Annotated in this window: 24 protein-coding genes and 7 tRNA genes; 28 read left to right on the forward strand and 3 right to left on the reverse strand. The window is 54.4% G+C overall.

The genetic code is table 11. The annotated features are described in order from the left end of the window. Positions 1 to 136 precede the first annotated feature (136 nt). From asnB to GA0061071_RS09440, 9 genes are all read left to right on the forward strand, one after another. Positions 137 to 1,801 carry an asparagine synthase B gene (asnB, locus tag GA0061071_RS09400; RefSeq protein WP_061494459.1) on the forward strand — a complete coding sequence of 555 codons (1,665 nt, stop codon included), beginning with the start codon at positions 137 to 139 and terminating at the stop codon, positions 1,799 to 1,801. Positions 1,802 to 2,020: 219 nt separating this feature from the next. Further along, positions 2,021 to 2,097, forward strand: a tRNA-Met gene (locus GA0061071_RS09405). 8 nt (positions 2,098 to 2,105) lie between these two features. Further along, positions 2,106 to 2,190 (forward strand) — tRNA-Leu (locus GA0061071_RS09410). Positions 2,191 to 2,213: 23 nt separating this feature from the next. Further along, positions 2,214 to 2,288 (forward strand) — tRNA-Gln (locus tag GA0061071_RS09415). 38 nt (positions 2,289 to 2,326) lie between these two features. Beyond that, a tRNA-Gln gene (locus tag GA0061071_RS09420) sits at positions 2,327 to 2,401 on the forward strand. 28 nt (positions 2,402 to 2,429) lie between these two features. Then, positions 2,430 to 2,506, forward strand: a tRNA-Met gene (locus GA0061071_RS09425). Between the two features lie 49 nt (positions 2,507 to 2,555). Then, positions 2,556 to 2,630 (forward strand) — tRNA-Gln (locus GA0061071_RS09430). A gap of 34 nt (positions 2,631 to 2,664) precedes the next feature. Next, a tRNA-Gln gene (locus GA0061071_RS09435) sits at positions 2,665 to 2,739 on the forward strand. A gap of 120 nt (positions 2,740 to 2,859) precedes the next feature. Next, positions 2,860 to 3,447, forward strand: coding sequence for a hypothetical protein (locus GA0061071_RS09440; RefSeq protein ID WP_088237100.1), 588 nt, complete (start codon positions 2,860 to 2,862; stop codon positions 3,445 to 3,447). A gap of 29 nt (positions 3,448 to 3,476) precedes the next feature. Here the strand turns inward: GA0061071_RS09440 and ubiF are convergent, their stop codons facing one another. Beyond that, entirely contained in the window at positions 3,477 to 4,652 is a 1,176-nt protein-coding gene (ubiF, locus tag GA0061071_RS09445) for a 3-demethoxyubiquinol 3-hydroxylase (protein ID WP_088237099.1), read from the reverse strand. 170 nt (positions 4,653 to 4,822) lie between these two features. Here ubiF and miaB point away from each other — a divergent pair, with 170 nt between their 5' ends. The 9 genes from miaB to GA0061071_RS09490 all read left to right on the forward strand — a co-directional run bounded on the left by miaB (position 4,823) and on the right by GA0061071_RS09490 (position 14,062). Further along, positions 4,823 to 6,247 (forward strand): tRNA (N6-isopentenyl adenosine(37)-C2)-methylthiotransferase MiaB, encoded by a 1,425-nt coding sequence (gene miaB / locus GA0061071_RS09450; protein WP_061494456.1) that lies wholly within the window; start codon positions 4,823 to 4,825, stop codon positions 6,245 to 6,247. 141 nt (positions 6,248 to 6,388) lie between these two features. Continuing rightward, a complete protein-coding gene (locus tag GA0061071_RS09455) occupies positions 6,389 to 7,435 on the forward strand; it encodes a PhoH family protein (protein WP_061494455.1) in 1,047 nt (348 codons plus the stop codon). Then, the gene (gene ybeY / locus GA0061071_RS09460) at positions 7,432 to 7,899 is read left to right on the forward strand and encodes an rRNA maturation RNase YbeY (RefSeq protein ID WP_088237097.1); all 468 of its coding nucleotides are present in this window, start codon (positions 7,432 to 7,434) and stop codon (positions 7,897 to 7,899) included. Before GA0061071_RS09455 ends, ybeY begins: the two co-directional genes overlap by 4 nt. 99 nt (positions 7,900 to 7,998) lie before the next feature. Continuing rightward, entirely contained in the window at positions 7,999 to 8,877 is an 879-nt protein-coding gene (gene corC / locus GA0061071_RS09465) for a CNNM family magnesium/cobalt transport protein CorC (protein WP_061494453.1), read from the forward strand. Positions 8,878 to 8,882: 5 nt separating this feature from the next. Beyond that, entirely contained in the window at positions 8,883 to 10,421 is a 1,539-nt protein-coding gene (gene lnt / locus GA0061071_RS09470) for an apolipoprotein N-acyltransferase (RefSeq protein WP_088237096.1), read from the forward strand. Between the two features lie 407 nt (positions 10,422 to 10,828). Next, a complete protein-coding gene (locus tag GA0061071_RS09475) occupies positions 10,829 to 11,761 on the forward strand; it encodes an amino acid ABC transporter substrate-binding protein (RefSeq protein ID WP_061494451.1) in 933 nt (310 codons plus the stop codon). Positions 11,762 to 11,919: 158 nt separating this feature from the next. Next, positions 11,920 to 12,660, forward strand: a complete 741-nt coding sequence (locus tag GA0061071_RS09480; protein WP_061494450.1) for an amino acid ABC transporter permease — start codon at positions 11,920 to 11,922, stop codon at positions 12,658 to 12,660. 2 nt (positions 12,661 to 12,662) lie between these two features. Further along, entirely contained in the window at positions 12,663 to 13,337 is a 675-nt protein-coding gene (gltK, locus tag GA0061071_RS09485) for a glutamate/aspartate ABC transporter permease GltK (protein ID WP_061494449.1), read from the forward strand. Beyond that, entirely contained in the window at positions 13,337 to 14,062 is a 726-nt protein-coding gene (locus GA0061071_RS09490; RefSeq protein WP_061494448.1) for an amino acid ABC transporter ATP-binding protein, read from the forward strand. Before gltK ends, GA0061071_RS09490 begins: the two co-directional genes overlap by 1 nt. A 43-nt stretch (positions 14,063 to 14,105) precedes the next feature. Here GA0061071_RS09490 and GA0061071_RS09495 read toward each other — a convergent pair whose 3' ends face one another. Next, complete coding sequence (locus GA0061071_RS09495) at positions 14,106 to 14,588, reverse strand: zinc ribbon-containing protein (RefSeq protein WP_088237095.1); 483 nt, start codon at positions 14,586 to 14,588, stop codon at positions 14,106 to 14,108. 235 nt (positions 14,589 to 14,823) lie between these two features. Between GA0061071_RS09495 and leuS the strand changes: the two genes are divergently transcribed. Genes leuS through nadD form a run of 4 tightly spaced genes read left to right on the forward strand, consistent with a single transcriptional unit; the run spans position 14,824 to position 19,658 of the window. Next, complete coding sequence (gene leuS / locus GA0061071_RS09500; protein ID WP_061494446.1) at positions 14,824 to 17,406, forward strand: leucine--tRNA ligase; 2,583 nt, start codon at positions 14,824 to 14,826, stop codon at positions 17,404 to 17,406. Positions 17,407 to 17,420: 14 nt separating this feature from the next. After that, positions 17,421 to 17,984 (forward strand): LPS assembly lipoprotein LptE, encoded by a 564-nt coding sequence (gene lptE / locus GA0061071_RS09505; RefSeq protein WP_088237094.1) that lies wholly within the window; start codon positions 17,421 to 17,423, stop codon positions 17,982 to 17,984. Beyond that, positions 17,984 to 19,015, forward strand: a complete 1,032-nt coding sequence (holA, locus tag GA0061071_RS09510; RefSeq protein WP_088237093.1) for a DNA polymerase III subunit delta — start codon at positions 17,984 to 17,986, stop codon at positions 19,013 to 19,015. The genes lptE and holA overlap by 1 nt, the downstream gene beginning before the upstream one ends. Beyond that, the gene (gene nadD, locus GA0061071_RS09515) at positions 19,008 to 19,658 is read left to right on the forward strand and encodes a nicotinate-nucleotide adenylyltransferase (RefSeq protein ID WP_088237092.1); all 651 of its coding nucleotides are present in this window, start codon (positions 19,008 to 19,010) and stop codon (positions 19,656 to 19,658) included. The genes holA and nadD overlap by 8 nt, the downstream gene beginning before the upstream one ends. Here the strand turns inward: nadD and cobD are convergent. After that, on the reverse strand, positions 19,633 to 20,727 hold the full coding sequence (gene cobD, locus GA0061071_RS09520) for a threonine-phosphate decarboxylase CobD (protein ID WP_088237091.1): 1,095 nt from the start codon (positions 20,725 to 20,727) through the stop codon (positions 19,633 to 19,635). The two genes, nadD and cobD, sit on opposite strands and share 26 nt — an antisense overlap. A 99-nt stretch (positions 20,728 to 20,826) precedes the next feature. Between cobD and GA0061071_RS09525 the strand changes: the two genes are divergently transcribed. From GA0061071_RS09525 to rlpA, 6 genes are all read left to right on the forward strand, one after another. Further along, the gene (locus tag GA0061071_RS09525) at positions 20,827 to 21,441 is read left to right on the forward strand and encodes an adenosylcobalamin/alpha-ribazole phosphatase (RefSeq protein ID WP_061499895.1); all 615 of its coding nucleotides are present in this window, start codon (positions 20,827 to 20,829) and stop codon (positions 21,439 to 21,441) included. 243 nt (positions 21,442 to 21,684) lie between these two features. After that, the gene (gene rsfS / locus GA0061071_RS09530) at positions 21,685 to 22,002 is read left to right on the forward strand and encodes a ribosome silencing factor (protein ID WP_061494441.1); all 318 of its coding nucleotides are present in this window, start codon (positions 21,685 to 21,687) and stop codon (positions 22,000 to 22,002) included. 3 nt (positions 22,003 to 22,005) lie between these two features. Beyond that, positions 22,006 to 22,473 carry a 23S rRNA (pseudouridine(1915)-N(3))-methyltransferase RlmH gene (gene rlmH, locus GA0061071_RS09535; RefSeq protein WP_061494440.1) on the forward strand — a complete coding sequence of 156 codons (468 nt, stop codon included), beginning with the start codon at positions 22,006 to 22,008 and terminating at the stop codon, positions 22,471 to 22,473. Positions 22,474 to 22,502: 29 nt separating this feature from the next. After that, on the forward strand, positions 22,503 to 24,404 hold the full coding sequence (gene mrdA, locus GA0061071_RS09540; RefSeq protein ID WP_061494439.1) for a peptidoglycan DD-transpeptidase MrdA: 1,902 nt from the start codon (positions 22,503 to 22,505) through the stop codon (positions 24,402 to 24,404). 2 nt (positions 24,405 to 24,406) lie between these two features. Continuing rightward, on the forward strand, positions 24,407 to 25,519 hold the full coding sequence (gene mrdB, locus GA0061071_RS09545; RefSeq protein ID WP_061494438.1) for a peptidoglycan glycosyltransferase MrdB: 1,113 nt from the start codon (positions 24,407 to 24,409) through the stop codon (positions 25,517 to 25,519). A 16-nt stretch (positions 25,520 to 25,535) separates the two neighbouring features. Next, positions 25,536 to 26,729 (forward strand): endolytic peptidoglycan transglycosylase RlpA, encoded by a 1,194-nt coding sequence (gene rlpA / locus GA0061071_RS09550; protein ID WP_061494437.1) that lies wholly within the window; start codon positions 25,536 to 25,538, stop codon positions 26,727 to 26,729. Positions 26,730 to 26,808 lie beyond the last annotated feature (79 nt).

Raw genomic sequence — 26,808 nt, forward strand, 5'->3', positions numbered from 1 at the left:
ATTTATCGACGGTAAAAGGCTTGCGCCGTTTTGCCCTTTGCGGCATTTTTGAAGGCACGCGATAAGACAATGCGATGACGCAGCGTCTGCAACTACACACAACATTGCATGCCCTGAAAGGTTAACGGAGAAGTCTATGTGTTCAATTTTTGGCGTACTGGATATTAAAACCGACGCGGCCGAGTTACGTAAAAAAGCGCTGGAATTATCCCGCCTGATGCGCCACCGCGGCCCTGACTGGTCCGGCGTTTACGCAAGCGATAAGGCCATCCTGGCCCATGAACGTCTCTCTATCGTTGACGTTAACGCCGGTGCTCAACCGCTGTATAACGAGAAAAAAACACATGCACTGGCTGTGAACGGCGAAATCTATAACCACCAGGCGCTGCGCGCAGAATATGGTGACCGCTATGCCTTCCAGACCGGTTCTGATTGCGAAGTGATCCTCGCGCTGTATCAGGAAAAAGGCCCGGACTTCCTCGACGATCTGCAAGGAATGTTCGCTTTCGTGCTGTATGACAGTGAAAAAGACGCCTACCTGATTGGCCGCGACCATATTGGTATTATCCCGCTGTATATGGGCCATGATGAGCACGGCAACTTCTATGTCGCATCCGAAATGAAAGCGCTGGTGCCGGTTTGCCGCACCATTAAAGAGTTCCCGGCAGGTAGCTATCTGTGGAGCAAAGACGGTGAAATCCGTTCCTACTACCAGCGTGACTGGTTTGAATACGACGCCGTAAAAGACAATGTGACAGACAAAGCAGAACTGCGTCAGGCACTGGAAGACGCGGTGAAAAGCCACCTGATGTCAGACGTGCCTTACGGCGTACTGCTTTCAGGTGGTCTGGACTCCTCGGTGATTTCCGCCATTACCAAGAAATTTGCCGCGCGCCGCGTTGAAGATCAGGAGCGTTCGGAAGCCTGGTGGCCGCAACTTCACTCCTTTGCCGTTGGACTGAAAGGTGCGCCGGACCTGAAAGCCGCGCAAGAAGTGGCAAACCATCTTGGTACCGTGCACCATGAAATCCACTTCACCGTGCAGGAAGGTCTGGATGCAATTCGCGACGTGATCTATCACATCGAAACCTATGATGTGACTACTATTCGCGCCTCCACGCCGATGTACCTGATGTCCCGTAAGATCAAAGCAATGGGGATCAAGATGGTGCTCTCAGGCGAAGGATCTGATGAAGTGTTTGGCGGTTACCTCTATTTCCATAAAGCGCCGGATGCCAAAGAATTGCACGAAGAGACCGTGCGTAAGCTGCAGGCGTTGCATATGTTTGACTGCGCCCGTGCGAACAAAGCAATGTCGGCCTGGGGCGTGGAAGCGCGCGTACCGTTCCTGGATAAGAAATTCCTCGACGTAGCCATGCGCATCAACCCGGAAGATAAGATGTGCGGCAGCAACGGCAAAATGGAAAAACATATCCTGCGTGAATGTTTTGAATCCTACCTGCCGGCAAGCGTGGCATGGCGTCAGAAAGAGCAGTTCTCCGACGGCGTAGGCTATAGCTGGATTGATACGCTGAAAGAGGTAGCGGCGCAGCAGGTGACGGATCAACAACTGGCCACCGCCAGCTACCGTTTCCCGTACAACACACCAGCATCGAAAGAAGCCTATCTGTACCGTGAAATCTTTGAAGAGCTGTTCCCGGTACCGAGCGCCGCAGAATGCGTACCTGGCGGCCCGTCTGTCGCCTGCTCTTCCGCGAAAGCATTTGAGTGGGACGAAGCGTTTAAAACCATGAACGATCCATCAGGTCGCGCTGTCGGTATTCATCAATCCGCATATTAATAAGTCATGGTTATTCTTACAGGTCCTGCGGGACCTGTATTTTTTTGTCTCTCTGATTTAACGCATAAAATCGAATTTTGCCGAATAAAGCGTCATGCTGTTCGCAACCTAACCAAACAGTCACATTCCGGCAATTTTCGATGAAAAAGGTATTGACGCTGTAAGGCCCAATACGCATAATGCGCCCCGCAACGCCGATAAGGTAACGCGAAAAAAGATGGCTACGTAGCTCAGCTGGTTAGAGCACAGCACTCATAATGCTGGGGTCACAGGTTCGATTCCCGTCGTAGCCACCATCTTTTTTGCGGGAGTGGCGAAATTGGTAGACGCACCAGATTTAGGTTCTGGCGCCGCAAGGTGTGCGAGTTCAAGTCTCGCCTCCCGCACCATTCCCAGACAGGTGTTGCACGGATGGGGTATCGCCAAGCGGTAAGGCACCGGTTTTTGATACCGGCATTCCCTGGTTCGAATCCAGGTACCCCAGCCATCTCTTCTTCGACTCCTGCGTTCATTCGCGTCAGTCGTTGGGGTATCGCCAAGCGGTAAGGCACCGGTTTTTGATACCGGCATTCCCTGGTTCGAATCCAGGTACCCCAGCCAGTCGATGACTGGGTAAGCAGTAAAATTTGGCTACGTAGCTCAGCTGGTTAGAGCACAGCACTCATAATGCTGGGGTCACAGGTTCGATTCCCGTCGTAGCCACCATATTAAAGATCTGACGTTATCAGAAACGTTAAATCTTAAAGCGTGTTGTTGGGGTATCGCCAAGCGGTAAGGCAGTGGATTCTGATTCCACCATCCCGAGGTTCGAATCCTCGTACCCCAGCCATCTTAAAAGACGTTTGCTTTTGCGAACGCACTTTTGGGGTATCGCCAAGCGGTAAGGCAGTGGATTCTGATTCCACCATTCCGAGGTTCGAATCCTCGTACCCCAGCCACACAATGCAAAAAAGCTCGCTTCGGCGGGCTTTTTTGTTTTCTGCACATCCCCGGATGTTGGTAGTTAATTACTGCATAAAACGTATGGTAATTTAGCCACCTCTCTCTTCTGAGTCAGCATGATGAACTATCAAAATACTGCCCTGTTAATTTATGCCCCGCTGTATGTGCTCTTTGTGGTCACCGGTTTCGGCCTTGCTTTTATGGGCCTCTCCGCGCCGATCTTCTATGGCCTTTGTATGGGGTTGATCTTCCCGGTTGTCCTCTCCATGCGTCTGCATACGCTGAGCGAAAGCGGCCAGGCCCTGCTGTTGAAGGAGACCACTCACTGGACGGTGTACGTACAGGGCATTCCGGTGCAGGAAACACGTTCATCGCTGAAAAATCCCTGCTTCTCTACACCACAGCGGCTTCAGCAATTCTTTAGGCGGACACTGTTCGCCAGACTCGCTCTGCAAGTTGCATCAGTGGCGATGCTGGTGCAACAGGTCAGTGCAAACCCGCTCTCCATTGACTATGGGGCGGCGGCCTTCGTGGCGCTGATTATTCTGCTGGTGCCACTTTACCGCACGGTGCTGCTGATGCGCAAAGTGCACATTGGCGAATGGGCGCTACAACGGGTTGACGGGGTGGAGGGATATCAGGCCTTTTTTATCGACAAAAAAGGCGCGCGCACCGCACTGGATACGTTGTTGGCAATCATGTGAGTACGGCGGGCGCAGCGCCCACCGTCCCTTTACAACCCTAATGCGTACTTCAGCGCCTGCCGTTTCAGCACACCGGCGCGATCCGCCGCCATTAGACCGATATTGCGCAGCAAGCGCACCGGGCCAAGCGAATTGCTGAACCCGGCATAAAAAAGATCCATCCCGCTTTGCATAATGAAGTTATCCGCCATACGCCGCATCTGGTAGCGTTTAAGAATCGGCTGACTGGCCCAGGCTTCACCATGTGTACGCGCGCTGGCCAGCACATCCAGTAGCGCATCCACATCACGATACCCCAGATTCACGCCTTGCCCGGCGAGCGGATGGATAGTGTGCGCAGCATCGCCAACCAGCGCTAATCCGGGACGCACATACTGCAACGCATGGCGACGCGCCAGCGGGAACGCTGCGGCCGCTACCGGTGTAACATGCCCCAGGCGCGGCGGAAAGTGTCGGGCAATCTCTTGCTCCAGTTGCGTCATGCTCATCGCCTGCAACTGGCGGATACGCGCGGGTGTGTCGTACCACACCAGCGATGCCCAGTTGTCAAACAGCGGTAAAAACGCATGCGGGCCGTCAGGGGTGAAATGTTGCCAGGTACTGTCTCCAGCGTCCTGCTCGCATTTAACAGTAATTAACATGCAGGATTGCTGATATTGCCAGGCATGAATACCGATGCCGGAAGCCAGTCGTACGCGGGAATTCGCCCCGTCGGCACCGACCACCAGCTTAGCCGTTAATGTGCTGCCATCTTCAAAGGTCAATTCATGTTGTTCGTTCAGGACATGCATGGCACTTAATGCAGCGGGCGTGCGCAACGTGACTTGCGGATGCGCCTCCAGCGCCTCCCACAGCGCGCGCTGCAGGACAACGTTTTCAACCATATAACCCAGTAGCGGCAGTTTCAGTTCACGGGCATCGAATTCAACGTGCGCGTTTTCCCACTCCCAGGTTTCCAGTCGCCGGTACGGGTGGCAGCGCATGCGCTGGATGCTCTCCCACACGCCCAACCCGCGCAGCAACGCCACCGATGCCGCGCTGATCGCAGAGATCCGCACATCCGGCTGCGCCGTCGCATCAAACAGCGGCGGCACCTGCTGCTCAATCACCGTTACTGCAAACCCGTGTTGCGCCAGCCCCAGCGCCAGCGCTCCGCCGACCATACCGCCGCCGACGACCGCGACCTCAGTGGATTGATTTGTCATCGCTAACTATCCTTAAACGAGAATCCATTAAGTTTACCGGATTTTTTACGCCTTGAGACTGACATCCGTCAGACTGGTCAGCACGCAACCAAAGCATTACAATACGCGCCCTGCAATCCTGGCTTATATCCGTTATTTTAGGGTATACGAACTTAAGCAAGAGCAAGTCGATGACAAAAAAACTCCACATAAAAACCTGGGGCTGTCAGATGAACGAATACGATTCATCGAAGATGGCCGATCTGCTGGATGCCACGCACGGGTATCAGTTGACAGAAGAAGCGGAAGAAGCCGATGTGCTGCTGCTTAATACCTGCTCCATCCGCGAAAAAGCACAGGAAAAGGTGTTTCATCAGTTAGGCCGCTGGAAGTTGCTGAAAGAGAAAAAGCCGGATCTGATCATCGGCGTTGGCGGCTGCGTGGCCTCACAGGAAGGCGACCATATTCGCCAGCGCGCACACTATGTCGACATTGTTTTCGGGCCGCAAACCCTGCATCGTCTGCCAGAAATGATCAACGCTGTACGCGGCAACCGCAGCCCGGTGGTCGATATCAGCTTCCCGGAAATTGAGAAGTTCGACCGCCTGCCGGAACCGCGCGCCGAAGGCCCAACCGCGTTTGTTTCCATTATGGAAGGCTGCAACAAATATTGTACTTACTGCGTGGTGCCTTATACCCGCGGTGAAGAGGTGAGCCGCCCTTCCGACGATATCCTGTTTGAAATCGCCCAACTGGCGGCGCAGGGTGTGCGTGAGGTAAACCTGCTGGGCCAGAACGTTAACGCCTGGCGTGGCGAAAACTTTGATGGCAGTACCGGCACTTTCGCTGAGTTACTGCGTCTGGTGGCGGCTATCGACGGTATCGACCGCATTCGTTTCACCACCAGCCATCCGATTGAGTTCACCGATGACATCATCGAAGTTTACCGTGATACCCCGGAGCTGGTGAGCTTCCTGCATCTGCCGGTGCAAAGCGGGTCTGACCGCATTCTGAACCTGATGAGCCGTACGCACACCGCGCTGGAATATAAAGCCATTATTCGTAAACTGCGCGCTGCCCGCCCGGACATTCAGATCAGTTCCGACTTTATTGTCGGCTTCCCTGGCGAAAGCACCGAGGATTTCGAAAAAACCATGAAGCTGATTGCCGATGTGAATTTCGACATGAGCTACAGCTTTATCTTCTCCGCCCGCCCGGGAACGCCCGCCGCCGATATGGTGGACGATGTACCGGAAGAGGAGAAAAAACAGCGCCTGTACATTCTGCAAGAGCGTATTAACCAGCAAGCCATGGCCTGGAGCCGCCGCATGCTCGGCACCACGCAACGTATTCTGGTTGAAGGCACCTCGCGCAAAAACATCATGGAGCTCTCCGGTCGCACGGAGAACAACCGCGTGGTGAATTTTGAAGGCAGACCGGAGATGATCGGTAAATTCGTTGATGTCGAAATTGTCGACGTTTACACCAACTCCCTGCGTGGCGTGGTAGTGCGTACCGAAGAGGAAATGGGCCTGCGCGTTGTCGAATCGCCGGAGTCCGTTATTGCTCGTACCCGCAAAGAGAATGATATCGGCGTCGGCATGTATCAGCCCTGATGCGAAAGGCCTGCCCATTCTGGCAGGCCTTGCTTTTCCCCTTACCCACCCCAACATCAACCGCTATGCTTGCGACTTCTCTCTCTGCCGTGAATAATTCCCTAATGGGCGCTACGGCGACACATCGAAAAGAGGAACAGTTTGAACATAGATACGCGTGAAATTACCCTTGAGCCGGCGGACAACGCTCGTCTGCTAAGTCTGTGCGGCCCGTTTGATGACAATATCAAACAACTGGAGCGGCGACTGGGCATCGAAATCAACCGCCGCGATAACCACTTCAAACTCACCGGACGCGAAATTTGCGTCAACGCTGCTGCAGATATTCTGCGCACCCTGTATGTCGACACCGCCCCGATGCGCGGGCAGACTCAGGACATCGAACCAGAGCAGATCCACCTGGCGATCAAAGAAGCGCGCGTGCTGGAACAGAGCGCTGAAAGCGTGCCGGACTATGGCAAGGCGATCAATATCAAGACCAAACGCGGCGTCATAAAACCGCGCACGCCCAACCAGGCGCAGTACATCGCCCATATTCTCGATCATGACATTACCTTCGGTGTGGGTCCCGCCGGTACAGGTAAAACCTATCTTGCGGTTGCCGCCGCCGTGGATGCGCTGGAGCGTCAGGAAGTTCGTCGTATTCTGCTGACCCGCCCGGCGGTTGAAGCCGGTGAAAAGCTCGGTTTCCTGCCGGGCGATCTCAGCCAAAAGGTAGACCCGTACCTGCGCCCGTTATATGACGCACTGTTCGAAATGCTCGGTTTTGAACGCGTTGAAAAGCTCATTGAGCGTAATGTGATTGAAGTTGCGCCATTAGCCTATATGCGCGGCCGCACGCTGAATGATGCGTTTATCATCCTTGATGAGAGCCAGAACACCACCATCGAACAGATGAAGATGTTCCTGACGCGCATTGGTTTTAACTCCAAAGCAGTGATCACCGGCGACATTACGCAGATTGACTTACCTCGTAACACCAAATCCGGTTTACGTCACGCCATTGAAGTACTGGCAAACGTTGACGAAATCAGCTTTAACTTCTTCCACAGCGAAGACGTGGTACGCCATCCGGTGGTTGCGCGCATCGTTATCGCGTATGAAGCCTGGGAAGAAGCCGAACAGAAACGTAAAGCAGAACTGGCCGCTGAGCGTAAACGCGAAGCCCAGGAGCAGGAGCAAAAATGAGTCAGGTGATCCTCGATTTACAACTGGCCTGTGAAGATAACAGCGGCCTGCCGGAAGAAGTGCAGTTCCAGAAATGGCTGGACGCGGTGATCCCGCAGTTTCAGGAAGAAGCGGAGGTCACCATCCGGGTGGTCGATAATGCCGAAAGCCACGAGCTGAACCTGACCTACCGCGGAAAAGACAAACCCACCAACGTCCTCTCATTCCCGTTTGAAGCACCGCCGGGCATTGAATTGCCGCTGCTGGGCGATTTGATCATCTGCCGCCAGGTGGTTGAGCGGGAAGCGCAAGAACAAGGCAAACCACTCGATGCCCACTGGGCGCACATGGTGGTACACGGGAGTTTACACCTGCTGGGTTACGATCATATTGCAGATGATGAAGCCGAAGAAATGGAAGGGATCGAGACAGAGATAATGCTTGCTCTGGGCTATGAGGATCCGTACATTTCCGAGAAAGCGTAGTCGGTGCGCGGCCTGGCCGCGTACCAAAAAATACCGTCAGGCGCTGAGTTTACGCGTAACGAACGATAATTTAACCAACACGAGAACCCATACGACGCCATGAGCGACGATAACCCACACAGTAGCGACAACACCAACAGCAAGAAGGGATTCTTCTCCCTTTTACTGAGCCAGCTTTTTCACGGCGAACCCAAAAACCGTGATGAACTTCTGGCGCTGATCCGAGACTCCGGACAGAACGAGCTTATCGACGAAGATACGCGCGATATGCTCGAAGGGGTCATGGACATCGCAGACCAGCGCGTTCGCGACATCATGATCCCCCGTTCCCAAATGATCACCCTGAAACGCAACCAGACGCTGGACGAATGCCTCGATGTCATCATTGAGTCCGCCCACTCACGTTTCCCGGTGATCAGCGAAGACAAAGATCATATCGAAGGGATTTTGATGGCTAAGGATCTGCTGCCGTTTATGCGCAGCGATGCCGAAGCATTCAGCATGGAAAAAGTGTTACGCCCGGCAGTGGTGGTACCGGAAAGCAAGCGAGTGGATCGCATGCTGAAAGAGTTCCGTTCCCAGCGCTACCATATGGCTATCGTTATTGATGAATTCGGTGGTGTCTCTGGCCTGGTTACAATTGAAGATATTCTGGAGCTGATCGTCGGCGAAATCGAAGATGAGTACGACGAAGAAGAGGATATCGACTTCCGCCAGCTCAGCCGCCATACATGGACGGTACGCGCGCTGGCGCCAATTGAAGATTTCAACGAAACCTTCGGCACCCACTTCAGCGATGAAGAGGTGGATACCATTGGTGGGCTGGTGATGCAGGCGTTTGGTCACCTACCGGCACGCGGCGAAGCCATTGAAATTGATGGTTACCAATTCAAGGTCGCGATGGCCGACAGTCGACGTATTATTCAGGTTCATGTCAGAATGCCGGACGATTCGCCGCAACCGAAACTGGATGATTAATGTAAATGGTATTTGCCTCACTGTTTGAGCGCCAGCGCGTGCGTTTGCTGCTGGCGTTACTTTTCGGAGCCAGCGGAACGCTGGCTTTTTCTCCTTATGACATCTGGCCCGCAGCAATCATTTCGCTAATGGGATTACAGGGCTTAACCCTCAATCGCCGGCCGGTGCAATCCGCCTGGATTGGCTATTTCTGGGGGCTTGGCCTGTTCGGTAGCGGGATCCACTGGGTCTATGTCAGCATCGCGCAATTCGGCGGTATGCCCGGTCCCGTCAACGTCTTCCTCGTTGTGCTGCTGGCGGCGTATATGTCGCTGTATACCGGGTTATTCGCTGGCATCCTGTCGCGCCTGTGGCCAGCCACACACTGGCTACGTGTGGCGGTTGCCGCACCGGTCATATGGCAAATCACCGAATTTCTGCGCGGCTGGGTGCTGACCGGTTTCCCGTGGCTGCAATTCGGCTATAGCCAGATTGACGGGCCACTGAAAGGCCTGGCGCCCATTATGGGGGTGGAGGCCATTAGCTTCCTGCTTATGATGGTCAGTGGCTTACTGATGCTGGCAGTGATAACGCGTAACTGGCGCCCACTGGCTGCCGCAGTGGTGCTATTTGTCCTTCCCTTCCCACTGCGCTATATCCAGTGGTATCAACTGCTGCCAGAACGGGCCACGCAAGTCTCATTGGTACAGGGTAATATTCCGCAGGCGCTGAAGTGGGATGAGAACCAACTGGTCAACACGCTGAAAATCTATCTCGATGCTACACAGCAGGTGATGGGAAAATCGCAACTGATCATCTGGCCGGAGTCTGCCATTCCGGATCTGGAAATCAATCAGCAACACTTCCTCGGCATGATGGATGACCTGCTGCGTTCGAAGAACAGCACGCTGATCACCGGGATCGTCGATGCGCGGCTGAACCAAAAGAACCGCTACGACACCTACAACACCGTGATTACGCTGGGTAAAGACAGCCCCTACAGTTACCAATCCAGCAATCGCTATAACAAAAACCATCTGGTGCCGTTCGGCGAATTTGTACCGCTGGAGTCGATTCTGCGCCCGCTGGCGCCTTTCTTCGATCTGCCAATGTCATCATTCAGCCGCGGCCCTTATGTGCAACCGCAGTTGCAGGCGCACGGTTTTAAACTGACCGCAGCTATCTGCTATGAAATTATCCTTGGTCAGCAAGTACGGGATAATTTCCGGCCAGATACGGATTTCCTGCTGACTATCTCTAATGATGCCTGGTTTGGTAAATCCATCGGGCCGTGGCAACATTTCCAGATGGCGCGGATGCGTTCACTGGAACTGGCGCGCCCACAGCTGCGTAGCACCAATAACGGCATCACCGCTGTGATTGGGCCGCAGGGTGATATCCAGGCAATGCTGCCACAGTTCACTCGTGACGTCCTCACCACTGAGGTCACGCCAACCCGTGGTTTAACGCCGTACGCTCGTATGGGTAACTGGCCGGTATGGATCATCTCTGCACTGCTGGGCTTTGGCGCACTGGTGATGAGCCTGCGTCAACGCCGTCGTTAATCCCCTCTCCTGCCCGGCGGTATTGACTGCCGGGCCGACAAACATCCCCCCTCCTTCTGTCTGACAGATCAGCGCAATGCCAACCTGTCAGGTACGCCCTGTCGGTTTGGCATGCCGTTTGCTTATAGATATCAGGCAACTATGAAAACTGCTTATGCGCCAGAGGGTCGCACTGGCAGCGAACATTGGATGCACCGGACTGGTGCAATGAAAGATTTTTGCCTCTTATCGGTGCGGCGCACCTCGCAAAAATAAACAATATCACAGCAAAATCTTTACATTAAGCCAGACTGAATGTAACAAACACACACGACACTGCACGACTATGTCGCAGAAGATAAAAACAACACAACGTACACACAACGGGTATCCCTGTGCTTTTGCACTGACGATAAAGGAGTCTGGAAATGCAATTACGTAAACTGGCCACCGCGATGCTGGTGATGGGACTGTCAGCCGGTCTGGTCCACGCTGAAGATGCTAAACCGGCGGAGGCAGCAGCCCCGGCGGAACAACAGCAAGCGACGCTGGACAAAATTGCCAAAAACGGCGTTATCGTCGTCGGTCACCGTGAATCTTCCGTACCGTTCTCCTATTACGACAACGAACAAAAGGTGGTGGGTTACTCTCAGGACTACTCCAACGCTATCGTTGAAGCGGTGAAGAAGAAACTCAACAAGCCAGACCTGGCAGTGAAACTGATCCCCATTACGTCTCAGAACCGTATTCCGCTGCTGCAAAACGGCACGTTCGATTTTGAATGCGGCTCCACTACCAACAACGTTGAGCGCCAGAAACAAGCCGCGTTCTCCGACACAATCTTCGTCGTCGGCACCCGTCTGCTGACCAAAAAAGGCGGCCCGATCAAAGATTTCGCCGACCTGAAAGGGAAAGCTGTGGTGGTGACATCCGGCACCACCTCCGAAATTCTGCTGAACAAGCTGAATGACGAGAAAAAAATGGATATGCGCATTATCAGCGCCAAAGACCACGGCGACTCGTTCCGTACGCTGGAAAGCGGTCGTGCTGTCGCCTTTATGATGGATGACGCCCTGCTGGCCGGTGAGCGCGCCAAAGCGAAGAAACCGGACAACTGGGAGATCGTTGGCACGCCGCAATCAAAAGAAGCCTACGGCTGTATGCTGCGTAAAAACGATCCTGAGTTCAAAAAGCTGATGGATGACACCATCGCTCAGCTACAGACCTCAGGTGCAGCGGAAAAATCCTTTGATAAATGGTTTAAAAACCCCATTCCGCCGAAAAACATGAACCTCAGCTTCGATCTCTCTGACGATATGAAAGCGCTGTTCAAAGAACCGAATGACAAAGCTCTGAACTAATTAAAACCATTAGGGGCGGGGTTTCCTGCCCTCTCGATTGTCGAAGTAGCACGGACAGACTATACGCTGAAGGGTCGTTCCCCTTTCAGCACGAAAATTCGCTCTTCACACAATCTTCGAGGGTAGCGCTGCTACCCTTTTTTTTCCGGAGTAGATTTATGTCCATAGACTGGAACTGGGGAATATTCCTGCAACAAGCCCCGTTCGGCAACACCACCTATCTTGGCTGGCTATGGAGCGGTTTTCAGGTCACCATCGCGCTTTCCGTGACGGCCTGGATCATCGCTTTTCTGGTTGGCTCTCTGTTTGGCATCCTGCGAACCGTACCGAACCGTTTCCTGTCCGGCATTGGCACCTGCTATGTCGAACTGTTCCGTAACGTACCGCTGATCGTGCAGTTCTTTACCTGGTATCTGGTAGTACCGGAACTGCTGCCGGAAGACATCGGCATGTGGTTTAAGTCGGAACTGGATCCCAACATTCAGTTCTTCGTCTCCTCAATGGTCTGCCTGGGGCTGTTTACCGCCGCCCGCGTTTGCGAGCAGGTACGCGCCGCCATCCAGTCACTGCCACGTGGGCAGAAGAACGCCGGTCTGGCAATGGGACTAACGCTGCCGCAGACTTACCGTTACGTTCTGTTACCCAATGCGTATCGCGTGATCGTGCCGCCAATGACCTCCGAGATGATGAACCTGGTCAAAAACTCCGCTATCGCCTCCACTATCGGTCTGGTGGATATGGCGGCGCAAGCGGGGAAACTGCTGGATTACTCTGCACACGCGTGGGAATCTTTTACCGCAATTACCATAGCGTACGTGTTGATTAACGCCTTCATTATGGTGGTGATGAACCTGGTGGAACGCAAAATTCGCCTGCCGGGCAATATGGGAGGCAAATAATCATGTACGAATTTGACTGGAGTTCTATCGCCCCTTCTTTCCCGTACTTGCTGGCTGGTCTTATCGTCACGCTGAAAATCACCGTTATTGCGATCGTGGTCGGTATCGTCTGGGGAACGCTGCTGGCGGTGATGCGTTTATCGACCTTTGGGCCGTTGCGCTGGTTTGCGAAAGGCTACGTTAACGTCTTCCGCTCCATTCCGCTGGTGATGGTGCTGTTGTGGTTCTACCTGATTGTGCCCGGTTTTCTGCAAAACGTGCTTGGGCTGTCGCCGAAAACCGATATCCGGCTGATCTCCGCGATGGTGGCATTCTCCATGTTCGAGGCGGCTTACTATTCAGAGATTATCCGCGCAGGGATCCAGAGCATTTCCCGCGGGCAATCCAGTGCCGCACTGGCGCTGGGGATGACCCACTGGCAGTCGATGAAATTGATTATCCTGCCGCAGGCGTTTCGCGCCATGGTCCCGTTGCTGCTCACGCAGGGGATCGTCTTATTCCAGGACACCTCTCTGGTCTATGTCCTGAGCCTCGCGGACTTTTTCCGTACGGCATCTACCATTGGCGAGCGTGACGGCACGCAGGTTGAAATGATCCTGTTTGCCGGCGCTGTCTATTTTATTATCAGTCTCAGTGCTTCGCTGTTGGTCAGCTGGCTGAAGAAAAGGACCGTTTAATGATTTCCCTGAAAAATGTTTCGAAATGGTATGGCCACTTTCAGGTGCTGACTGAGTGCTCCACGGAAGTGAAAAAAGGTGAAGTGGTGGTCGTGTGCGGCCCGTCTGGTTCCGGAAAATCCACGCTGATTAAAACCGTGAACGGTCTGGAGCCAGTACAGAAAGGCGACATTATCGTTAACGGTACCAAAGTTAATGATAAGAAAACCGATCTGGCGAAGCTGCGCTCGCACGTGGGCATGGTGTTCCAGCATTTTGAGCTGTTCCCCCATCTGTCGATTATCGAAAACCTGACGCTGGCGCAAGTGAAAGTGCTGAAGCGTGATAAGGCCGCGGCGCGGGAAAAAGGGCTAAAGCTGCTGGATCGCGTTGGCTTGTCCGCTCATGCCAATAAATTTCCGGCGCAGCTTTCCGGCGGGCAGCAACAGCGCGTTGCGATTGCCCGCGCCCTGTGCATGGATCCGGTAGCGATGCTGTTTGATGAACCGACGTCCGCGCTCGATCCGGAAATGATCAACGAGGTGCTGGACGTCATGGTGGAACTGGCGAACGAAGGCATGACGATGATGGTGGTCACCCACGAAATGGGCTTTGCCCGCAAAGTGGCGAATCGCGTGATCTTTATGGATGAGGGCAAAATTGTCGAGGACTCTGAAAAAGAGGCTTTCTTCGCCAACCCGAAATCCGAACGTGCGAAAGATTTCCTCGCGAAAATCCTGCATTAAGCCGGTTTATGCCAGCCCCGATACCGGGGCTGGCGTTTTGTGGCTACGGCTCAAAAGGACGGCGCTGAAACTGGTCATGACCACATTTCGGGCAGAGCGGTAACACGTCCGGCGTATAAACAGCCAAATGGAAATGGCATTTCTCACACACCAGATTTCCCAGCCCGACAACTTCACCGCTGTGATAGACGCCGTGATGATTGAGATCATGGAATACTTCGCGCCACTCCAGTTGCGTTTTATCGGTGATGTCTGCCAGCTCCTGCCAAAGACTCTCTTTGATCACCCGCATAAATACGCTGTCGGTCACTTCATCCTGGCTTTCGTTGTAGCTGCGGGCAAACTCTTCCAAATCGCGGCGAATGGCACGCATCAACTCGTCAACTTCCGTACGGGTTAATTCACCGGTCTGCGAGACGCGCTGACGCGCCTGTCCGACTAATGCATCAATATCGCGCTCCCCGTTGCGTAAGCGTTCGGTTAACGCTGCAACCAGTTCACGGTAAAAATGAGCAACCTTGTTCATCGCTTCGCCTCCCGGTTAAGTAACTCTCTCTAATGGTAGACGTTATTTCTCCGCCGCAGTGCCGACTCGCCCACAGCACGGACAAAAAGCCCCCCGAAAAAAGGCGTGGCTATTTCGCTACCGGGTCGCGGAAAGGCTGTTTTGAGGCGGGCGTTTGGGCTATGCTATGCCGATCTGAAAAACCACGTAACAACGCTACATTCGTAGCGGTATCAAAAACAGGACTACTGGTGCCATGCAAGAGCAATACCGCCCGGAAGAGATAGAATCCAACGTACAGCGCCACTGGGAAGAAAAGCGCACATTCGAAGTTACTGAAGACGAGAGCAAAGAAAAATACTATTGCCTGTCAATGCTCCCCTATCCTTCTGGCCGACTACACATGGGCCACGTTCGTAACTACACCATTGGCGATGTGATTTCCCGTTACCAGCGCATGCTGGGTAAAAACGTTCTGCAGCCCATTGGCTGGGACGCATTTGGCCTGCCTGCAGAAGGTGCGGCGGTGAAAAATAACACCGCACCAGCGCCGTGGACCTACGACAACATCGCCTACATGAAAAACCAGCTCAAAATGCTGGGCTTTGGCTATGACTGGAGCCGCGAGCTGGCAACCTGTACCCCGGAATACTACCGCTGGGAACAGAAGTTCTTTACCGAGCTGTATAAAAAAGGCCTCGTGTATAAGAAAACCTCTGCGGTGAACTGGTGCCCGAACGACCAGACCGTGCTGGCAAACGAACAGGTTATCGACGGCTGCTGCTGGCGCTGCGACACCAAAGTTGAGCGTAAAGAGATCCCGCAGTGGTTTATCAAAATCACCGCCTATGCCGACGAGCTGCTGAACGATCTGGACAATCTGGATCACTGGCCGGATACCGTGAAAACCATGCAGCGCAACTGGATTGGCCGTTCCGAAGGCGTGGAAATCACCTTTGACGTTCAGGACAGCGATCAGAAACTGACGGTCTACACGACCCGTCCGGACACCTTTATGGGTGCCACTTACCTGGCGGTCGCCGCGGGGCATCCGCTGGCGCAACAGGCTGCGGCGAACAAACCGGAACTGGCTGCGTTTATCGATGAATGCCGCAATACCAAAGTGGCAGAAGCCGATATGGCGACGATGGAGAAAAAAGGCGTCGACACCGGTCTGAAAGCAATTCATCCGCTGACTGGCGAAGCCATTCCCGTCTGGGCAGCAAACTTTGTGCTGATGGAGTACGGTACTGGCGCGGTGATGGCCGTTCCGGGCCACGATCAGCGCGATTACGAGTTCGCCACCAAATACAACCTGACCATTAAGCCCGTTATTCTGAACGCCGATGGCAGTGAACCGGATCTTTCCGCACAGGCGCTGACCGAAAAAGGCGTGCTGTTTAACTCCGGTGAATTTAACGGTCTTGATTTCACGGCTGCTTTCAACGCCATCGCCGATAAACTGGCGGCCAAAGGCGTTGGCGAGCGCAAAGTTAACTTCCGCCTGCGCGACTGGGGTGTGTCCCGTCAGCGTTACTGGGGCGCGCCGATTCCAATGGTCACCCTGGAAGATGGCACTGTGATGCCAACGCCGGAAGACCAGTTGCCGGTGATCCTGCCGGAAGATGTGGTGATGGACGGGATTACCAGCCCGATCAAAGCAGACCCGGAGTGGGCGAAAACCACCGTTAACGGTCAGCCAGCGCTGCGCGAAACCGACACCTTCGACACCTTTATGGAGTCCTCCTGGTACTACGCGCGTTATACCTGCCCACAGCACAGCGAAGGCATGCTGGACCCGAAAGCAGCCAACTACTGGTTGCCGGTAGACATTTACATTGGCGGTATTGAACACGCGATCATGCACCTGCTCTACTTCCGCTTCTTCCACAAACTGATGCGCGATGCAGGCATGGTCAACTCCGACGAGCCGGCTAAGCAGCTGCTGTGTCAGGGGATGGTACTGGCGGACGCCTTCTATTACGTGGGCGAAAACGGCGAACGTAACTGGGTGTCGCCGAAGGACGCGATCGTTGAACGCGACGAGAAAGGCCGCATCGTTAGTGCCAAAGATCCGGCAGGTCATGAACTGGTGTATACCGGCATGAGCAAAATGTCCAAGTCGAAAAACAACGGTATCGACCCGCAGGAAATGGTAGAGCGTTACGGCGCAGACACCGTACGTCTGTTTATGATGTTTGCCTCCCCGGCGGACATGACGCTGGAATGGCAGGAATCCGGCGTAGAAGGCGCAAACCGCTTCCTGAAACGCGTCTGGAAACTGGTTTACGAGCACACCGCACAGGGTGCCGTCTCCGCGCTGGATGTGGCTGCACTGAATGACGAACAGCAAGCGCTGCGTCGCGACGTGCATAAAACCATCGCCAAAGTGTCCGATGATATCGGTCGCCGTCAGACTTTCAACACCGCGATTGCAGCGATTATGGAGCTGATGAACAAACTGGCGAAAGCACCGCAAGAGAGCGCACAAGACCGTGCACTGATGCAGGAAGCGTTGCTGGCAGTGGTGCGCATGCTGAACCCGTTCACACCGCATGTAAGCTTCACCCTGTGGCAAGAACTGGGCGGCGAAGGCGATATCGACAACGCGCCATGGCCGGTTGCGGATGAGCAGGCTATGGTGGAGAACACCACGCTGGTCGTCGTTCAGGTGAACGGTAAAGTGCGCGGTAAAATTACCGTTGCCGTCGATGCAACCGAAGAACAAGTGCGTGAACGCGCAGGCCAGGAGCATCTGGTAGCGAAATATCTTGATGGCGTTACGATACGTAAAGTGATTTACGTACCGGGTAAACTGCTCAATCTGGTCGTTGGCTAAGCGCGGGAGGAAGCGTGCGATATCTGGCTACATTGTTGTTATCACTGGCGGTGTTGATCACCGCGGGTTGCGGCTGGCATCTGCGTAGCTCTACGCAAGTGCCTGCTGAGATGAAAACGATGATCTTCGATTCCGGAGATCCGAACGGCCCTCTGAGCCGCGCCATTCGCAGCCAGCTGCGTTTGAATGGCATTGAACTGCTGGAAAAAGAGTCGCTGCGTCAGGATGTGCCTTCGTTGCGCCTTGGTGGCGTGACGTTTACCCGTGACACGGCATCCATTTTCCAGGATGGTCGCACAGCGGAATACCAAATGGTGCTGACAGTCAACGCCAGCGTGCTGATCCCGGGTCATGACATTTACCCCATTAGCACGAAGGTGTACCGTTCGTTCTTTGATAACCCGCAAACCGCACTGGCGAAAGATGCTGAGCAGGACATAATCATTCGCGAAATGTACGACAAAGCGGCGGAACAGTTGATTCGTAAGCTGCCAAGCGTTCATACCGCAGATGCGTCACAATCGCATGCTGATAATGTATCTTCCTCCTCCTCCGTTTCGGCTAAACCGGGTAGCTGATGCTCAGGTTGTATCCGGAACAACTCCGCGCGCAGCTCAATGAAGGGCTGCGCGCGGCGTATCTGCTCCTCGGTAACGATCCGTTATTGCTGCAAGAGAGCCAGGACGCCGTGCGCCAGATTGCAGTGGCGCAGGGCTTCACCGAACATCACACGTTCCCCCTGGATGCCAGCACTGACTGGGATGCGATCTTTTCCATCTGTCAGGCGCTCAGCCTGTTTGCCAGCCGCCAGACCCTGCTGTTGCAGTTGCCGGAGAACGGCCCCAATGCAGCCATGAATGAACAACTGGCTAAACTGGTGGCATTACTGCATGACGATCTGCTGCTGATTGTTCGCGGCAACAAGCTGACAAAAGCGCAGGAAAACGCCGCGTGGTTAACCCAACTGAATAACCATGCCGTGCAGATCAGTTGCCAGACACCAGAACAAGCGAATCTTCCCCGCTGGGTTGCCGCCAGGGCAAAGCAGAACAAACTGGAACTGGACGACGCCGCCAATCAGCTACTCTGCTATTGCTATGAAGGCAATTTGCTGGCGCTGGCGCAGGCGTTGGAGCGGCTGGCTCTGCTGTGGCCGGATGGCAAACTCACCCTACCGCGCGTAGAACAGGCGGTAAATGATGCGGCGCATTTTACGCCATTTCATTGGGTGGATGCGCTGCTGGCAGGTAAAAGCAAACGCGCTTTGCATATTCTTAGCCAGTTGCGGCTTGAAGCCTGCGAACCGGTGATCCTGCTGCGCACCGTGCAACGAGAACTGCTGTTGCTGGTGACGTTAAAACGGCAGTCCGCGCATACGCCACTACGTGCGCTGTTTGATAAACATCGTGTATGGCAAAACCGTCGCGGTGTGACCGGCGAGGCACTGAATCGCCTGAGCGCCGATCAGTTGCGTCAGGCCGTTCATCTGCTGAGCCGCATTGAGCTGGTGGTGAAACAGGACTTTGGTCAATCGGTGTGGGCCGAGCTGGAAAGCCTTTCTCTGCTACTCTGTCATAAGGCACTGGCAGACGTTTTTATTGATGGTTGATATGAATCAGTTGCAGGCCATGTTTGGCGGTACGTTTGATCCTGTTCATTACGGGCACCTGAAACCCGTTGAAGCGCTGGCAAATCAGATCGGCCTTTCACGGGTCATTATCATGCCTAACAATGTGCCCCCACACCGCCCACAACCGGAAGCCACCAGTCAGCAGCGTAAAACCATGGTTGAACTGGCGATTGCCGACAAGCCCCTGTTTACCCTTGATGAGCGGGAACTTCGCCGCGACGCGCCGTCTTATACCGCTCAAACATTGCTGGAGTGGCGCGAAGAGCAAGGTCCGCAGCGCTCACTGGCGTTTATCATCGGTCAGGACTCCCTGCTCACTTTCCCTGGCTGGCACCATGCCGACACCATTCTCAATCATTGCCATCTGATTGTCTGCCGTCGTCCTGGCTACCCGCTAACCATGGAGCAGGAAGCGCATCAGCAATGGCTCGAGTCCCACCTCACCACCGATGCGGAAATGCTTCATACCTTACCCGCCGGGAAAATTTACCTCGCGGAAACGCCGTGGTTCAATATTTCCGCAACGCTTATCCGCGAGCGGCTGGAAAAAGGCGAGCGGTGTGACGATCTGCTGCCCGCGCCTGTACTGGCCTATATCAAAGAACAGGGCCTGTACCGCTAAGCACCGCGTCCATCGCCGCGATAAGACGGTCATTTTCCTCTATACTGCGCACCGCCACACGATAATAACGGTCGTCCAGACCAGGATAATTGGCACAACTGCGGATCAGGATGTGCCTCTCCAGCAGCGCGCGCTGCAACGCACTACCCGGCGCATCACAGCGCAGAAAAAGATAGTTTGCCACACCGGGCCAGACGGTCAGCGCGGGTAACGCAGCCAGTGCAGCCCTTAAACGCGGTCGCGCCTGTTCCAGCCACCGCCAGCTGGCCTGCTGATAGGCCGTATCCTGTAAAATCACCTCTCCCGCCAGCGCTGCGAAGGCATTGATTGACCACGGCATCTGCATCGCGCGCATCTGGTTAACCTTTTGCACATCGCTGCCCACGACATAGCCAAGACGCAGGCCAGGAATGGCATAAAACTTGGTTAGCGAACGCAACACCCATAGATGTGGGTTATCCGCAAGGTGCGGAATAAACCCCGAACGATCGCGAATAAAATCCATAAAGGCTTCATCGAGAATCAGTGCGATACCGAGCGTTTTACAGCGTGCAGCAATGGCATGCAGCAGGCTATCGTCCGGCAGTAACCCGGTAGGATTATTGGGCGTGCAAAGAAACAGACAGTCGAGATCAGGCGTCAATGCGTCCAACACCCGCCCGGTCAGTTGCCAGCCCTCTTCTTCCTGCAGGTGAAATTCAGCAACATCGCACCCTACCTGCGTTAGCGCACGGCGGTATTCGGCAAAACCGGGCACCACGACCAGCGCTTTGCGCGGAGCCAGTGCCTTGACCAGCATAAAAATAGCGTCGGTTTCGCCATTGCCTGCCAGGATCCACGACGTCGGTATCTGGTGGTGCGCAGCCAGTGCCTGGTGCAGGCGTTGATACTCAACGTCCGGGTAACGCTCAGCCAACGCCAGATTGTTTTGCAAGGCGTGTTTGAGCGATGCCGGCATACCGGCCGGGTTAATATTGGCGCTGAAATCGAGAAGTTGCTCCGGGGCAATGCCCAGGAGTGCAGCAGCCTCACGGGTATTGCCGCCATGCGCGCTATGAAACAAAGCCATCTTCCGCTCCGGTCAAAAACGACAATCTTAAACGAAAAAGACGAGTGGATTGAGGATGCAGTGTTAAACTTTGCGCAGAAATCGAGACGGGAGACCATTATGCGACTCTGGCTGATACGTCATGGTGAAACCGAAGCGAATGTTGCAGGGCTCTACAGCGGCCATTCACCAACGCCATTGACGGCAAAAGGGATTGCCCAGGCACGGACACTTCATGGCTTGCTGCGAGCTGTTCCCTTCGATCATGTATTATGCAGCGAGCTTGAACGGGCACGGCACACTGCGCAACAGGTGCTGGAAAATCGTGATGTCACGGTGCACACCACGGCGCTGCTCAATGAGATGTTTTTTGGTGATTGGGAGATGCGCCATCACCGCGATTTAACGCGCGAAGATCCGGAGAGTTATGCTGCGTGGTGTACGGACTGGCAGAATGCGATTCCGACGAACGGCGAAGGTTTTCAGGCTTTCTCCCTGCGCGTGGAGCAGTTTATCGCCACGCTTACCGATCTCCGTCAACACCAGAATGTACTGGTGGTCAGCCATCAGGGTGTGCTGAGTTTATTGATTGCCCGGCTGTTAAACATGTCGGCTTCCTCGCTGTGGCATTTTCGCGTTGATCAAGGGTGCTGGAGTGCAATTGATATTCATGATGATTTCGCCACGCTTCGCGTATTAAATAGCCGCGCCACCTGGCAGATGGACGAGACATAGCATTTTTTTTCATCATCCCATTCACGGCGGTAATTAGGTCATTGACACGCCACGACAGGCTGATATTCTCCGCGCGCAGAAATTGTTTTACAAAAATGACAATGCAATCCCACGGCCGTGATGGGATGATAGCCCGCTTCGAAATGGCCAGGGCCCGACATTTATCCCGACAATCGACGCAGTTCAGGTATAATGTCAGGCCGCTAATTAATAGCTCACTTTTTGTTCACTCAGGGGGAACACTTGCAGGGTAAAGCACTCCAGGATTTTATTATTGACAAAATTGATGACCTGAAAGGTCAGGACATCATCGCCATCGACGTCCAGGGTAAATCCAGCATCACAGATTGCATGATTATCTGCACCGGCACCTCCACCCGCCATGTTGTCTCCATCGCGGATCACGTGGTGCAGGAATCTCGTGCAGCAGGCATGATGCCGTTGGGTGTGGAAGGCGAAAGCGCTGCTGACTGGGTTGTAGTCGATCTGGGCGATGTCATTGTCCATGTTATGCAGGAAGAGAGCCGTCGCCTGTATGAACTGGAAAAACTCTGGAGCTAATGCGTGAAGCTGCAACTGGTCGCCGTCGGCACGAAAATGCCGGACTGGGTACAGACAGGTTTTAGTGAATATCTGCGTCGTTTTCCCAAGGATATGCCTTTCGAACTGGTGGAAATTCCTGCGGGAAAGCGCGGAAAAAACGCAGATATCAAGCGTATTCTCGACAAAGAGGGTGAACTGATGCTGGCAGCAGCGGGCAAAAACCGTATCGTCACCCTCGATATCCCCGGCAAACCCTGGGATACGCCGCAACTGGCTATTGAACTGGAACGCTGGAAGCAGGACGGGCGTGACGTCAGCCTGCTGATTGGCGGGCCGGAAGGGTTATCCCCCGCCTGTAAAGCTGCGGCAGAACAAAGTTGGTCGCTCTCTGCGCTGACGCTCCCTCACCCGCTGGTGCGCGTGCTGGTTGCGGAAAGCCTTTACCGCGCATGGAGTATTACCACCAACCATCCTTACCATCGTGAGTAATGACAAGTCTTAGGCAGATTAAGCAGCGGATGAAATTACAGAATTCTTTTCGCGACTATACGGCTGAGTCCGCGCTGTTTGTGCGCAGGGCGGTGGTCGCCTTTACGGGGATTTTGCTGCTTTCCGGTGTGCTGGTCGCCAACCTTTATAATCTGCAAATCGTCCGTTTTGCGGACTACCAGACCCGCTCCAACGAAAACCGCATCAAACTGGTTCCCATTCCGCCAAGTCGCGGCATTATTTACGACCGCAATGGCACGCCGCTCGCACTTAACCGCACCATCTACCAGGTCGAAATGATGCCGGAGAAGGTGGATGATGTGCAGCAAACGCTGGATGCGCTTCGCGACGTGGTCGATTTGAATGACGACGATATCGCCAACTTTAAAAAAGAACGCTCACGTTCACACCGTTTCACCTCTATTCCGGTAAAAACCAACCTGACCGAAGTCCAGGTCGCGCGCTTTGCGGTTAACCAGTACCGCTTTCCCGGCGTTGAAGTAAAAGGCTACAAACGCCGTTACTATCCATATGGTTCCGCGCTGACCCATGTCATTGGCTATGTCTCGAAGATTAACGATAAAGACGTTGACCGACTGGATAAAGAGGGCAAGCTGGCAAACTACGCTGCGACACACGATATCGGCAAACTCGGTATTGAACGCTATTACGAAGACGTCCTCCATGGCCAGACCGGTTATGAAGAAGTGGAAGTTAACAACCGCGGTCGCGTCATCCGTCAGTTGAAAGAAGTGCCGCCGCAGGCCGGCCATGACATTTACCTGACGCTGGATTTAAAACTGCAGCAGTACATTGAAACACTGCTGGCTGGCAGTCGCGCCGCCGTTGTGGTCACCGATCCGCGCAGCGGCAGCATCCTCGCCCTGGTCTCAACACCAAGCTACGATCCGAACCTGTTCGTTGATGGGATCTCCAGCAAAGACTACTCCTCGTTGCTTAACGATCCGAATACGCCGCTGATCAACCGTGCAACGCAGGGGGTCTATCCGCCAGCCTCGACCGTGAAACCGTACGTGGCGGTCTCCGCGCTCAGTGCAGGCGTTATTAACCGCAACACCAGCCTGTTTGACCCCGGCTGGTGGCAGTTGCCCGGCTCAGATAAGCGTTACCGTGACTGGAAAAAATGGGGCCACGGCCACCTGAATATCACCAAATCGCTGGAAGAGTCCGCCGACACCTTCTTCTACCAGGTTGCCTATGATATGGGTATCGACCGTCTTGCTGAATGGATGGGCAAATTTGGTTACGGGCAATATACCGGCGTTGACCTCTCTGAAGAGCGCTCCGGCAACATGCCAACGCGCGAGTGGAAACTGAAACGCTTTAAAAAACCCTGGTACCAGGGTGATACCATTCCGGTCGGGATTGGCCAGGGTTACTGGACCGCCACCCCGTTACAGATGAACAAGGCCATGATGACCCTGATTAATGACGGTATCGTCAAAGTGCCTCATCTGCTGATGAGCACCGTGGAAGATGGCAAGCAGGTCCCGTGGAAACAACCTACTCAACCACCGGTAGGCGACATCCATTCGGGTTACTGGGAAATTGCCAAAGATGGGATGTACGGCGTGGCTAACCGCGCCAACGGTACCGGCCACAAATATTTCGCCAACGCACCGTACAAAGTCGCCGCAAAATCCGGTACTGCGCAGGTATTCGGCCTGAAAGCCAACGAAACGTATAATGCGCACCGCATTGCAGAACGCCTGCGCGACCATAAACTGATGACCGCATTTGCGCCTTATGACAATCCCCAGGTCGCCGTCGCAATGATCCTGGAGAACGGCGGCGCTGGCCCGGCCGTCGGGACAATTATGCGCCAAATCCTCGACCATATTATGCTGGGCGATAACAACACCGACTTGCCAACGGAAAACCCGTCAGCGGCGGCGGCGGAGGACCAATAATTATGACGGACAATCCGAACAAAAAATCGTTCTGGGATAAAATCCATATCGATCCGACACTGATGCTCATCATTCTCGCGCTGCTGTTTTACAGCGCGATCGTTATCTGGAGCGCCAGCGGCCAGGACATTGGCATGACCGAACGCAAAATCGGGCAAATCACGATGGGCCTGATCATCATGGTGGTTATGGCGCAGGTTCCGCCGCGTGTGTATGAAGGCTGGGCACCCTATCTCTATATCTTCTGCGTTATTCTGCTGGTGGCGGTAGATGCTTTCGGCGCGATTTCGAAAGGCGCGCAACGCTGGCTGGATCTGGGTGTCGTGCGTTTTCAGCCGTCGGAAATCGCGAAAATTGCCGTGCCGTTAATGGTCGCGCGCTTTATTAACCGCGATGTTTGCCCACCGTCGTTGAAAAACACCGGCATCGCACTGGTGCTAATCTTTCTACCAACGCTGTTGGTCGCCGCACAGCCAGACCTGGGCACCTCGATTCTGGTGGTGCTTTCCGGGCTGTTTGTGCTGTTTCTTTCCGGCCTGAGCTGGCGATTAATCGGTATTGCCGTGGTGCTGATCGCGGCCTTTATTCCGGTGCTGTGGTTCTTCCTGATGCATGATTATCAACGCCAGCGCGTGATGATGCTGCTCGATCCGGAAACCGATCCACTGGGTGCGGGCTACCATATTATTCAGTCGAAAATCGCCATTGGCTCGGGTGGGCTAAGCGGCAAAGGCTGGTTGCATGGCACCCAGTCGCAGCTAGAATTCTTGCCAGAGCGCCATACTGACTTTATTTTTGCCGTGCTGGCCGAAGAGCTGGGCCTGGTGGGGATTTTGATTTTGCTGGCGCTCTATCTGCTGTTAATTATGCGTGGGCTATGGATTGCCGCCCGGGCGCAAACCACCTTTGGTCGGGTCATGGCCGGGGGTTTGATGTTGATTTTGTTCGTTTATGTGTTCGTAAATATTGGTATGGTGAGTGGTATCCTGCCGGTAGTGGGCGTACCGTTGCCACTGATAAGTTACGGGGGCTCCGCCCTGATCGTACTCATGGCCGGGTTTGGTATCGTGATGTCGATCCATACCCACAGGAAAATGTTGTCCAAAAGCGTCTAACGATAAGAGGTGCGCAATGCGTAAGCAATGGCTTGGGGTCTGCATAGCAGCAGGATTACTGGCGGCATGTTCAAATGATAATGGTCAACAGCAAACGACCGTTGCGCCGCAACCTGTCGTGTGCAACGGCCCTGTCGTTGAAATCAGCGGTGCTGAGCCTCATTACGAGCCGCTCAATGCCACGGCGAATCAGGATTATCAGCGTGATGGCAAAAGCTACAAAGTGGTTCAGGATCCCTCCCGCTTCAGTCAGGCGGGCCTGGCTGCCATTTATGATGCCGAACCGGGCAGCAACTTAACGGCTTCCGGCGAAACGTTCGACCCGGCGCAACTGACCGCAGCGCATCCCACACTGCCGATCCCGAGCTACGCCCGTATTACCAACCTGGCCAACGGGCGAATGATTGTGGTGCGTATTAACGATCGCGGCCCGTATGGCAATGACCGGGTTATTTCTCTGTCTCGCGCAGCAGCGGATCGCCTGAATACGTCCAATAACACCAAAGTGCGTATCGATCCGATTATTGTCGCGCAGGATGGTTCACTTTCCGGCCCTGGCATGGCCTGTACTAAGGTTGCTCAGCAGACCTACGTTCTGCCGGATCGCCCCGATCTCGGCGGCGGGCTGGGCAGCGCCTCATCGGCGCCTCAAGCCGCGCAGCCGCAGGGGAATGTGCAGGCCATCAGCAATGATACGTTGAAAAGCGACGATGCCGCCGCCGCACCGGTAAAAAGCGGTGGTTTCCTGGGCGCGCAAACGCCGCTGGCCGCTGGCGTGCTTGAGGGGAGCGACGCAACAACACAAAACACTGCAACACCCGCGACCACGACGTCAATGATGTCGGCCAGCCAGAACACATCGGTAGTGCAAACCACTGCACCCGCCGCAACCCGTACCGCGCCGGTTACTGCACCGGGTTCCGTACAGGGGCATGTGGCAACCACCAGTACAAGCGCCGCAACCGCTACGGCCGCAACGGCAACCAGCGGGTATATGGTGCAGGTTGGTGCGGTAAGCGATCAGGCACGCGCGCAGCAGTATCAGCAGCGCCTGGCGCAGCAATTCTCCGTTCCGGGCCGTGTTGTGCAAAACGGCGCGGTCTGGCGAGTACAGTTAGGGCCGTTCAGTAATAAAGCCGATGCCAGCGCCCTGCAGGGGCGTTTGCAAAATGAAGCGCAGTTACAATCGTTTATTACTGGCGCGCAGTAACCGGGTAAGGCATCTGATTCTGTCAACTTCTGTAAGCATCATTCACAAAGTCATGCGGAAAGTCAGATGCCTGCCGATA

This window comes from Kosakonia oryzendophytica, assembly GCF_900094925.1.
GTDB classification, from domain to species: domain Bacteria; phylum Pseudomonadota; class Gammaproteobacteria; order Enterobacterales; family Enterobacteriaceae; genus Kosakonia; species Kosakonia oryzendophytica.